Genomic DNA, 12110 nt, shown 5'->3' on the forward strand with positions numbered 1-12110 from the left:
AAGCACAATTGCTCGAAACGGATTTCGCAGTCATCAGCCTAAAAAAAAACGTCAGGCTGGTATCCGCGAATAAACGGTGTGATCAGGGCTCACTCAGATGCCATCCAAATAACTCTGATCACCTCGTCGGCATATCGGTCACACTGTTGCCAGCTTGAGCAGATTTTTAACATCTCAGCAACAAAGGCCCTGAACTGTGATGTGCTCACGCCTTTTTTTAGGTGAACAGGTTTTCAGGTTTGATGCACCATGTGAAAGATCGGCTGAATCCCATCCGTCGGATACTCATTTCGGAATATGACAACGATGACAGCGCCTAACGCCCCTGTTTCTGAGGCCGTCCTTGATCAAAATTTCCTGGTTCAGGCAGTCACCCTGCAAGGTCAGGGACAAGATGACGGCGCCGAATCAATGTTCCGGCAGTTTCTGGCAGCACACCCGAACGATCCGGTCGCGCTCTACTCTCTGGCCGTAATCCTCCTCAAGCGGGCAGACTGGGATCAGGCCATGCAGGTTCTGGAACACGGCACCAGGGTCGCGCCCCACTTTGCGCAGTTGTGGGGTGCCTACGCCTCGGCACTGCACGCCACGGGTCAGCGCGACGCGGCCCTCGCGGCTTATGACAAGGCGTTGGCCGTCAAACCCGATTACGTTGAAGCCCTCATCAACAGCGGTACCATCCTGCGCGAAAGCCACCAGCATCTCGCCGCACTCGAGCGTTTCAACAAGGTTCTGGAAATCAATCCGGATTACGAAACTGCCTTGGGCAACTGCGCCATCCTGCTGACCGAATTCAAGCGCAGTGAACAAGCCATCGGCATGTTCCAGCGACTGCTGAGCATCAACCCCCGTTACGACTACGGGCTGGGGCTGCTCTGCTACGAGCGCATGCACATCTGCGACTGGACCGATTTCGACAACACGGCTCGCAACATCATCGATGGGGTCCGGGCCCACCAGCGCACCTGCAAGTCCCTGGGCTTCATGGCCATCAACGATTCGGCGGCAGACCATCTGCAGTGCGCGCGCATCTTTGCCGAACACAAATTTCCACCGGCCACTCGCAAACTGTGGAATGGCGAGCGCTACAACCACCAACGCATCCGTGTTGCCTACGTGTCACCCGACCTGCGCGAGCACCCGGTGTGCCACCTGATGGCCGGTATTTTTGAAAGCCACGATCGCAGTCGATTTGAAACCGTCGCGATTTCTCTGGGCATCGACGACCAAAGCCGCCTGCGGGGGCGCATGCTCAAGGCGTTCGACCACTTCATCGACGCCCGCACCATGAGCACTCCCCAGATTGCGCAGCTCATGCGTGACATGGAAATCGACGTGGCCATCGACCTCGCGGGCTACACCTCTGACTCGCGCACCGATGTATTCTCGTACCGCCCTGCCCCGGTTCAGGCCAACTACCTGGGCTACCCTGGCACGCTCGGCACCAGTTACATCGACTACATCATCGCCGACCGGCATGTGATCCCGCCCGATCACCAGGGCTACTACGATGAAAAGGTGGTTTACCTGCCTGACTCGTACCTGCCCACCGATGTCAGCATCCAGATCGCCGAACGCACCCCTACGCGCGAAGAGTGCGGACTGCCAGAGCATGGCGTGGTGTTCTGCTCGTTCAACCACGACTACAAAATCTCGCCACATGTGTTCGCCGTGTGGATGCGCCTGCTCCAGCAAGTCCCTGGCAGCGTGTTGTGGCTGATGTCGCGTAACGAACTGTCCCAACGCAACCTGTGTGCGCATGCCCAAGCACATGGCATCGATCCGTCTCGCCTGGTCTTCGCCAAGCGCGTCCCGCGCGTGGAGGACCACCTGGCGCGCTACCGTCAGGCGGACATGTTCCTGGACACGCACCCCTACAACGCGCACACCACTGCTGCCGATGCACTGATGGCGGGCCTGCCGGTCGTGACCTACATGGGCCAGTCCTTTCCTTCGCGCGTTGCAGGCAGCCTGCTGACCACCATCGGCATGCCCGACCTCATCACGCACAGCCTGGCCGACTACGAGGCACTGGCCCTCAAGCTGGCGACCCAGCCCGAGACCTTGGCCGATGTCAAACGCCACCTGGCACAACAGCGCCACAACACGCCGCTGTTCGACACCGAGCGCTTCTGCCGCAATCTGGAGGCCATCTATGTCGCCATGTGGCGTCAAAGCCAGCTGGGCTCAGTCCGCGATGAACTGGGGCAATGAGCCATGAGCATGGACCTCGCACAAGCCGCCTTCGATCGTGGCAACTATCAAAAGGCGGACATGTTGTGCCGGCTGCAAATCAAGGCGCACCCGGATGACCAGGCCCCCATTGCCCTGCTCCGCCGCATCTACGAAACGCTGGGCCTCTCACGCATGGGCCAATACAGCAGCGATGCCCCACGCTACTTGCTGATCAAGGCATGGGGCTTTGGCTTCTGGTCCGATCTGGATCACGTGCTCGGCAGCTTGTTGGTCGCCGAGCTCACCCATCGCACCCCGGTGGTCTATTGGGGCAAGAACAGCCTGTTCAGAGACGCCAACACTGTCAATGCCTTTGAAAGCTTCTTCCGCCCCGTCTCCGACGCCAAGTGGACCGACCTCACCCGAGAAGGTCAGCGCTACTACCCGCCCAAATGGCAAGCTCAGAATCTTCAGCAAGAAGATGTGGCCAAGTGGACGGGTCCCGGCTCCCGACTCAGCGGCTTGTACCTCCTGGCCAGGGACGAGGAAGTGGTCGTTTCCGACTACCACACCAAGATCAACGATCTGCTGCACTGGATTCCTGAAGGGCATCCGCTCAGCGGCCTCGGCCGCATTCAGATCTATCGACAGCTCTTCCAGAAATACATCCACCTGCGCCCCGAACTCACGCAGTTGGTTGACTCGATCTGGCAAAAGTACATGGGTGCGCACAACTGGCTCGCCGTTCACGTGCGTGGCACTGACAAGGTGCTCGAAATGGGCAACCTTGATGCCATCAACGGTCTGTATCACGACCGCATCCAACGCATCCTGGACGTCAACCCCAGCCTCAACCTCTTCCTGCTCACGGACAGCACATCGGTGGTCGACGAGTACCAGGCCCGCTGGAAAGGCCGGGTGCTCAGCCTCCCTTGCCAGCGTGGACAAGCGCAAACCGGCGTGCACCTTGAAGGGCACCCCGGCACCGAAATCGGCGTGCAGGTGATCCTCGATGCCTGGTTGGCAGGCCAGTGCGACTTCTTCCTGGGCAATGGCGGCTCCAACGTCTCCACAGGCATTCGCCACCTCAAGGACTGGGGCAAAGGCACTTACTTCCTGCTGGGTCCAGACTTTCTGGAACAGATCGACCTGTCTCTGCACGACTGGTAAGCATCAGGCTGGAGAAACGCTTCATGAACACTCGGATCGTTGTGGATGGTGTCTTCTTCCAGATCGGGCGATCCGGCATCGCACGCGTCTGGACGCACGTCTTCCAGCACTGGATCGCCTCGGGCTTTGCGCAAAACGTGATCGTGGTGGACCGTGCCCACACTCTGCCGCGTATCCCTGGGCTCACCATCGTGGCTGCCCCCGCGTTCAACTATGGCGACCTCGACGGTGACCGGGCCTTGCTGCAACGCATCTGCGACCTGCATCAAGCCGATGTGTTCGTTTCCACGTACTACACCTATCCGCTGCACACACCATCCCTGATGCTGGTGCACGACATGATTCCTGAAGTTCTGAAGTGGGATCTGACCGAACCCATGTGGCGCCAAAAGCAAGGCGCCATGGCTTATGCACGCACGTTTGCAGCGGTATCTCACAACACTGCCAAAGATCTGCGTGCGCACTTGGGAAGGCCAGAGCTTCCTGTTGCGGTCACCCACAACGGTTGCGATTTTTCACCCGCGTCGACCGAGCAGATTCAGGCCTTCCGAAGCAAGTTTGATCTCACGCGCCCCTATTTCCTGCTGTCCGGCACCCGCACTGACTACAAGAACGCCCGGCTCTTTTTCGAAGCATTCTCACAGTTGGGCGACGAGCGTGTCCGCTACACCATCTTCTGCACCGGCGGCGGCGAACTGGAGCCCGACTTCAAGGCGCTGGCGGGCTCAGCCGACATCCGGGTCACCATCCTGAGCGATCAGGACATGATCGCGGCTTACAGCGGGGCCTCGGCACTGGTCTACCCTTCTCGGTACGAAGGCTTTGGCTTGCCCGTGCTCGAAGCCATGGCCTGTGCATGCCCCGTCATCTGCACCGACGTCGCGTCCTTGCCAGAAGTGGGCGGCAACGCACCGCTGTACGTCCATCTGGATGACACGGCCGCCACACAAATGGCTCAGCACCTGCGTGCCGTACAGCATGAAGTCGTGCGTTCAGCCATGGTGGCGCGAGGGCTGCAACAAGCGAAGGCCTTCAAGTGGGGCACCATGGCCAAGGGCTTGGCGCAGGCCCTGCAGTCAGCCGCCAGTCTCACAACAGAGGCTTCACCGAGCCTCCCCGTCAAACTTCGCGACACCGATCAGGTCATCCGCGGCCAAGGCTATTCGTTTGCGCTGCCTGCCGATCACTTGCTGGCCCAATATCAGCGCGACCACCGCCTTTACGACCGCTTCCTGCCGGTCCTGGCATCGCAGCTGCCCGCACACAGTGTCGCCATTGACGTGGGCGCAAACTGCGGAGACACGCTGGCAGCCATGTTCGATGCCAACCCCACCCTGCACTATCTGTGCGTCGAGCCTGACACCACCTTTTTCAACTACCTCCAGCACAACGCCCTGCACATCCAGCATGCGCACCCACGTGCGCGCATTGACCTGGTGAAGTCTCTGGTGGGACGAAGCGGCCACAGTGCAGTGCTGGCCGGCGGCGGGGGCAGTAAACATGCGCAGCAAGTCTCTGCCCCTGATGCACAAACTCCGACTACAGATGTCCATCACAGCATCCCGCTAGACGACATTTCACAGCAGGTGCTGGGTGCTCACATCGGCAACGTGCGTCTGCTCAAGTCCGACGTGGACGGGTTCGACCACGATGTTCTCGGCTCGGCCGAGCAGCTGATTGCCAGCGCCAAGCCAGTTCTGTTCTTTGAGTGCCAAGTCAGCAACGCTGACCAACTGGACGCCTACAAAGCCTGCGTCAACACACTCTTTATGCAGGGCTACAGCGGGTTCTGGCTATTTGACAACTTCGGCAACCCCATGTTTTGCGCCAAACATGCGCAAGACATTCACCAGGTGCTGGACTACATCTGGCGCCAAGGTCGACAACAAGCCACCCGCTCGATGTACTACATCGACATCCTGGCCGTCACACCTTACGACCAGTCACTGGCCGATACGGCCGTTCAGGCCTACCTGCAACGCTACGCGGGCACCTGAGTCAAGCCGCCCATCAGGCGGTCACAAAGCGCAAGCCCAGCGGCAAGTGCTCACTGCCTGTGAGACGCACCGCCAAGCGGCCCGCACATGCCATGCGCAATGCACGCAACATGGCATGCATGCGGTGGCTCAGCATGTGCCCTTCCAAAATGAAGTCGGAGCGCGCTTTCACACCGGCCTCACCCAATCGGTCGAAGTTGGCATTGGCTTGTTCAATCGCCGCGCGAATGGTGGGCATCTCGAAATCATCAATGCGCACCATGCCGAGTCGCTCTTGAACCTCTGGTGGAAAAACCACGTCGAAATCAGCAATCATGCGCGGCGCAATGACCACCAGGCCCGCCAACAGCGCATCAAACACGCGAGTCGACAAGTCACGCTGAACCGGCAAGATCAAGGTCGCCTTGTGTCCGACCCACTCAGCCAAACGCTCCTTACTCGATTTCCCGAAATACCGCCCCCGATCATGTGAAGGCATCAACAGGCTGTCCGCCTGATCCAGCTCGGCACGCAACTTGGCCAGCAACTCCGAACGCCAGGAAAACTTATAGTCGACGTAATTCAGCAGCAGCTGACTGGAACGCGTTACGCCCGACAGTTCACTTAATAACTCGCGGGCTTCCTGAACCGTCCACTGCGCCGAGCAAGCCGGCACGTGCATGCCTTCCGGGCATGACAGGTTGTTCAGATAAGCGCTGTCGTACGCATGTGATGCAAAGTACATGTCGCACGTCATCACCGTCTTGAGGTTGTTCATGTGGGCCAGGTGGTTATCCCACAGCCACAACAACACCACCATCTTCGGATGTCGACGCCGATACTCCATCACCCGCACGGCCATGTCAGCCCCGTGGGCCGTCAGGATCAGAACGTCCACGCCGCCCCAGTCGGTCACTTCGTCATGGGGCACATACTCAAACCCCTCTAACGACGCCAGAAGCTCGTCGGGTCCCGATGCGAAATAGTTCAGCGTGACCGTGGCCGGCGCAGGTGCCCACGTCCAGCGGACGACATCTTTTTGTCCGAGCTCATGAAAACGAGCGGACAACTGGTCCGCTCGCTGCACAGGCCACAAACCTTGATCGGTGTAGGCATTGACGATCACGTTCAGCGTTCCTCCACGCCCAACCAGCGCATCAAACCGCCCCCCATGGACCGCAGCTGAGCATTCGCTTGATACCCGTCATGCAGGGCATTCACATAGGCTACACGCAAATTGAAGTGATCGCCTTCAGCGGACATCACATCAAACAACGAACGCTTTCCCAGTTGAGACCACTGCTGAAACGTCGAGTTGCGCACACGCTCACTGTCCTTCAACACTTCGACATAGCGCCGCGCACGATCAAACGCACCAGAGGCCAACTCTTGCACCTCGAACGCGCGGGAGGTCTTGGTGTTCAGCGTTTCTTCGTACTGACGTCTTGCTGCCTCGGCGCGACGTGCCGCTGCGGCCGATGCGGCCTTGTCCGAGCCACCATTGAACAAGTTGTACGACACGGACAGACCACCCTGCACCGCCAGACTCTTGGTGTCCCCCTGCACACCGCCTGTCGAGTTGGCCACCCAACTGACCTGCGGTTTTTGCCCAGCTTCGACCGACTCTGCGTAGCGCATCGCCCCTTCAGCCTGCAGACGCATCTGCTGCATCTCGTTGCTTTGCTCCAGCAGACGAATGATTTCCCCCGCCTCCATGGTCTGCGTCAGCGGCCCGGCGATGCCCTCCCCAATATTGGCCTGATCGCCCACGAGCTTGCGCAGCCGGATCTCAACCTGACGACTGGTGGTCAGTGCATTGTCTCGTGCGAGTTCAGCCTGTGCCTGCGTCTTGCGTGCCTGAACCAACTCGCTGGCTCGCCCCCGATCCACGTCCACAATCTGCTCCAGCGCTTCAACCAGGCAGCTCATCTTGCGCGCGTACTGTTGGTACACCTTGGCCTGGGTGCGATAGCGATTGCGCTCCAACGCCGTGGAAACGGCTTCGAGCACCACCTGCTCACGGGTCGCTTGCAAACCGTACTGCGCAGCCCCCGCCATCTCTCGCCGGTATTGCGTCAACGCATTGAGGCGCCCACCGTCATAAATCAGGCCCGACACATTCAACGTCCCCGTGATCTGCGTCCCCTTCTTCAAGGTCTCGCCTGCGTAGCGGCTGTATGCAGGGCCCAGTGTGCCATTCACGCCGATTTGCGGCAGAGCTGCACCACGGGTCTCTTCAATGTCGTACGAGGCTGCGTCAGCCAGCAACTTCGCGGCCCCCACCAAAGCACTGCGCTTGGCCGCTTCACGTGCGATCAACTGCAACTGCGCCTGCGGCGTCAAAACCTCCGCCGTGGCCCCTTCCCCCGTGGCGCTGTCTGCTGGGGCCACCGCTCGGGCCTTCGGCGACTTCCACGAGCCCTTTTCGGGTTGAGGCGCGATGTCGTCCGCACAGGCCGAATAGGCTGATGTTGCCGCGACGCTCAGCACGCCCGCCAACATCAATGTACGCATGAACAATGTGGTCGATCTCATGGTGTCATTCACCTTTCCCGGAAAGCTTCCTGAGACTTCAGCACTGGCTTGAGCAGGAACTGAAGCACCGAACGTTCTCCGGTGCGAATTTCGATCGTGGCCGTCATCCCCGGCATCACGCTCAACGGTTTTCCCTTGGCCTTAAGGGTAGACACTTCTGAGCGAATGAGAGCGCGGTAATAAGTATTGTCTTGTGCCGCTGTTTTCGATTCTTCACCCAGCGCATCTGGGCTGATGTATTCCACCGTTCCCTTCAAACCGCCGTAGGTGTAGTAGTCGTAGGCGCTCAGCTTGACCTCAGCAGGCAGCCCCACACGCACAAAACCGATGTCAGCAGGCTTGATCCGCGCCTCGACCAACACCCGGTCCCCAACGGGCACGATCTCCATGATCGTCGCGCCCCCCGGTACCACACCACCAACCGTTCCCAACTTGATGTTCTTCACCAACCCTCTGACGGGCGAATACAAAGTCGTCCGTTGCAACACATCATGCTTGACCACAATCTGCTCTTCCAGCTGGGCCAACTCGGAGCGAACCCGTACCAACTCCGTACTGGCATCCTGACGGAAGCGATTGACACGCTCCTGAATCTGCAACTGCATGTCATTGGCCTGACGATGCAACCGCATCACTTCTACCTCAGAGATCAGGCCCTTTGCCGACATGCGTTCTGACATGAACACTTCGCGATTCAGCAAGCTCAAGCTACGCCGAATGGCCCCCACGCCCTCATCCAAAGCGCGACGGCGCGCGTTGTAAACCTCCGTCTCGCCATTCACCAATTCCTGGTCCGCCGTCACGTCTGGTGGAAACTTCAGGGCACGCCCTGTCGATTCGGCTTCCAGCCGCGCCAGCGTCGCTTTCAGCGCAAGCCGCTTGGCCACGCCTTCGTTCTGCTGCGCCTCGACACGGGTAGGATCCAGTTGCAAAAGCTCTTGCCCCTTCTCAACCAGTGCACCTTCTCGCACGGCGAGGCTACGCAAAATCCCGCCCTCCAGGCTGGCAATGTTTTGCTCCCGTCCGTCTGGCACCACCTTGCCATCGACACGCGTCACTTCATCCACGCGGGCCAGCGCCGCCCACACGATCGTGATGATGACCGCCAACAGCATCAGATAAATGGCCCACGAGGCGCTGGGAGAGATTTCGGCCAGCTCAGCCTCTTTCAAACCAGACAGAAAGGCACCATCACCTTTCACATACCGTCCGCTGACTCGATCTTCACGACTGGGCATGATCAAGCCGCTCCAGGAACTGCTGCCTGCGGGACCACAGGTTGTGCCGGATTCGATGGCACGGGCGTCGGCCCTGTGGGGGGACGCTGACCAGCCAGAGCGGCCAGCACGGCGGCCTTGGGCCCATCGGCCAAGATACGGCCACCATCTACCACGATCACGCGATCGACCACGTCCAACAGCGCCGGCCGGTGCGTCACCACCACCAAGGTGCGATCACCCACTGCCGTCTTGAGATGCTTGATGAAGCTGGTTTCAGCCTGCGCATCCATCGAACTGGTCGGTTCATCCAGCAGCAAGATCTGCGGGTGCGTGACCAGACAGCGAGCCAGCGCAACGAGCTGCCGCTGACCACCCGACAGCAAGCTGCCACCCTCACCCACAGGCAGGTCGTAACCCAGCGGATGCGCCGCGGCAATCTTGTCCAGCCCCGTCAACTTTGCCACGTCCAGGAAATGCGCCACATCCGCGTTCGCCCGACCCAGCATGACGTTATCGCGCAAAGTCCCCTGGAACAAGCGCGGCTCTTGAGACACAAAGCCAACATGAGCGCGGAAATCTGCGGGATCAATCTGGCGCAAGTCGATGCCATCAATCTCGACGAAGCCATCACCTGGTTGATACAGGCCCCCGAGCAAGCGCAGAATTGTCGACTTGCCACTTCCGATCTTGCCCAACAACGCCACCCGTTCGCCGGCCTTGATGTTCAGGCTCACACCCTTTAGCACCATGGGCGCATGCTCCTGCGTGCCCTTCGGGTACGCGAAGCGCACGTCATGCAGTGCCAATTGCCCTTGCAGCTTCGGACGTGCGAGGTAACGTTTGCTCAAATCCCGCTCAGTCGGCAACTTCATCAGTTGATCCAGCGACAGCAAGGCCGCCTTGGCACTCTGGTAACGAGAAGCCAGGTTCACCACGCTCCCCAACGGCGCAATGGCCCGGCCACCAAACATCACCGCGGCGATCAGTGCGCCCCCAGTCAGTTGACCCGCGTCGATCAAATGGACGCCCCACAGCAGCATCACCACCGTGATCAACTGCTGCGCCACCATGGCAAAGTTGTTCACCCAGCTTGCCATCGAGCGCGTACGCAGCGCCGACATGGCGGCCACGGCACTGGCATCCTCATAGCGTTGGATGAAATGCCCTTGCGCACCGGCTGCGCGTACATCCTCCAAGCCCTCTACCGATTCGATCAGCACGCCATGCAGTTCGGCCTGCTGGTTCATGTTGGCGCGGGTATAGCGGCGCAAGATGCCCTGAATCACCCACGTCAAGCCCAAAACCAACGGAACCGTGATCAAGAGCACCAAGACCATGGGCCCCGCGACCAGCCAGGTCACCAGCACAAACAAGAAAATGAACGGCAGATCCGTCAACGCAGAAATCGTGGCCGAGGTCGAAAAATCCCGCACCACCTCGATCTGTGCCAGACGATGCGCAAAGGCTCCAGCCGACTCCGGTCGGTGTTCCAGCTTGATGCCCATCGCTTGCCGGAAGATCAGACTCCCCAAGGCGATGTCGGCTTTCTTGCCCGCCGCATCAATCAAATAACTGCGCAACTGGCGTGCGGCCAAATCAAAAGCAATCGCAATCAAGGTGCCCGCACCAAGCGACCACAAGGTCACAAAAGCCTTGTTCGGGATCACACGGTCATACACCACCGACGTGAACAAGCCCGTCACGATCATCAAGATGTTGCTCAGCAACGCTGCCAACATGGCTGACCGGTAATACGGAACGAACCGCTTCAGCGTGTCCCAAAGCCAGTGCCCGGATTCCTCCTCCACAGCCGCCTTATTGGCCCGCATGCCCGGCTTGAGTGCGGCAATGATGGTGTAGCCCGAATACTCGGACATCAACTCATCTTCGGTGGCCGTGACCACTTCCTCATCCGCCCCCGGCATGATCACTTCATAGCGATCTTCGCCAGATCGCTTGCTGCGCGCGCTCAAGCGGCGCATCACAATGCAAGCATCCCCGTTCTTGAGCAGCATGATGACTGGCATCAGCAGCGACAAAATCTTGCCTGGCGAACGCCTGACCAACGTTGCACTGAACCCGGCCTGCTTAAGCACCTTCAGCGCCTGATCTGGCGTCAGGATGCCCTGCACGGCCTGCCCTTCCATGAGGGACTGTTCCGAACGGTCCACACCATGATGACGACACAGCCACAACACGGCTTCGAGCAACGGATCCCCATCGTTGCGCTCTGGCGCAGCAATAGGCTCCTCAGTTGGCATGAATTCAGCCAACTGGGGTTCTTGCTCCGGCAGTTCGTAGGGGTTGTCCAATGGGGGCTCCTGCGCCAAGTTACATCGACGCACCCCGATACTAGAGAGGCCTTGCCTACAACTTAAGCGCCAAAAGCACCACGAAGGCAGGCTATTTCTTGCTCTGACGCCCATGAACGCCAGATAGCCCCGGAAATGAAAAAAGGAAGCACATTGCTGTGCTTCCTTTTAAAATTGGAGCGGGATAAGAGGCTCGAACTCTCGACCTATACCTTGGCAAGGTATCGCTCTACCAACTGAGCTAATCCCGCATATCGCTTGGCTTGTTTGCCGTGATGTCGTTGGCGCGTCATCAGCGAAGAATTTAATTATGCACCATTTTCTGAGCCGCTTGCAAACTACTGTTGTTTTTTATTCGCATCAGCCAGACCACTCCGCCCTGGCCGAACCGGCAAACCGGAGGCGCAGGCAGTACACTCACGCCCGCAAGCCCTGGTGGTGAAATCGGTAGACACAGCGGACTTAAAATCCGCCGACGCTAAAACGTCGTGCCCGTTCGAGTCGGGTCCGGGGCACCAACACAGCGATCTCGCACACAGCCAACCACCCTCGGGTGGTTTTTTTACGCCTCACGCATGCGACACCTACCATCCAGGTGTCCCAAACGGAAAAGGGAGTCTACTTTCGTAGACTCCCTTTTGGAGTGGAGCGGGATAAGAGGCTCGAACTCTCGACCTATACCTTGGCAAGGTATCGCTCTACCAACTGAGCTAATCCCGCGT

General features: G+C 59.2%; 7 protein-coding genes and 3 tRNA genes. 4 read left to right on the forward strand and 6 right to left on the reverse strand.

All coding sequences use genetic code 11. The features are described 5' to 3' along the window. Window positions 1-306 precede the first annotated feature (306 nt). The 3 genes from ACOYNB_RS12220 to ACOYNB_RS12230 are packed head-to-tail and all read left to right on the forward strand — an operon-like array spanning window position 307 to window position 5342. A complete protein-coding gene (locus tag ACOYNB_RS12220; RefSeq protein WP_422839325.1) occupies window positions 307-2214 on the forward strand; it encodes a tetratricopeptide repeat protein in 1908 nt (635 codons plus the stop codon). A 9-nt stretch (window positions 2215-2223) separates the two neighbouring features. Beyond that, window positions 2224-3345, forward strand: a complete 1122-nt coding sequence (locus tag ACOYNB_RS12225; RefSeq protein WP_422839326.1) for an O-fucosyltransferase family protein — start codon at window positions 2224-2226, stop codon at window positions 3343-3345. Window positions 3346-3368: 23 nt separating this feature from the next. Then, complete coding sequence (locus ACOYNB_RS12230) at window positions 3369-5342, forward strand: FkbM family methyltransferase (RefSeq protein WP_422839327.1); 1974 nt, start codon at window positions 3369-3371, stop codon at window positions 5340-5342. A gap of 13 nt (window positions 5343-5355) precedes the next feature. Here ACOYNB_RS12230 and ACOYNB_RS12235 read toward each other — a convergent pair whose 3' ends face one another. From ACOYNB_RS12235 to ACOYNB_RS12255, 5 genes are all read right to left on the reverse strand, one after another. Beyond that, complete coding sequence (locus tag ACOYNB_RS12235) at window positions 5356-6447, reverse strand: hypothetical protein (RefSeq protein ID WP_422839328.1); 1092 nt, start codon at window positions 6445-6447, stop codon at window positions 5356-5358. Between the two features lie 2 nt (window positions 6448-6449). Continuing rightward, complete coding sequence (locus ACOYNB_RS12240; protein ID WP_422839329.1) at window positions 6450-7856, reverse strand: TolC family protein; 1407 nt, start codon at window positions 7854-7856, stop codon at window positions 6450-6452. 8 nt (window positions 7857-7864) lie between these two features. Further along, complete coding sequence (locus ACOYNB_RS12245) at window positions 7865-9094, reverse strand: HlyD family type I secretion periplasmic adaptor subunit (RefSeq protein ID WP_422839330.1); 1230 nt, start codon at window positions 9092-9094, stop codon at window positions 7865-7867. 2 nt (window positions 9095-9096) lie between these two features. Further along, entirely contained in the window at window positions 9097-11388 is a 2292-nt protein-coding gene (locus ACOYNB_RS12250) for a type I secretion system permease/ATPase (protein ID WP_422839331.1), read from the reverse strand. A 175-nt stretch (window positions 11389-11563) separates the two neighbouring features. Beyond that, window positions 11564-11639, reverse strand: a tRNA-Gly gene (locus ACOYNB_RS12255). Between the two features lie 178 nt (window positions 11640-11817). Between ACOYNB_RS12255 and ACOYNB_RS12260 the strand changes: the two genes are divergently transcribed. Next, window positions 11818-11906 (forward strand) — tRNA-Leu (locus tag ACOYNB_RS12260). 126 nt (window positions 11907-12032) lie between these two features. On the opposite strand, the gene ACOYNB_RS12265 is transcribed toward ACOYNB_RS12260, so the two are convergent. Next, a tRNA-Gly gene (locus ACOYNB_RS12265) sits at window positions 12033-12108 on the reverse strand. Window positions 12109-12110: the final 2 nt, after the last annotated feature.

This window comes from Aquabacterium sp. (genome assembly GCF_049317225.1).
In the GTDB taxonomy this organism is placed as follows: Bacteria; Pseudomonadota; Gammaproteobacteria; order Burkholderiales; family Burkholderiaceae_C; genus Aquabacterium.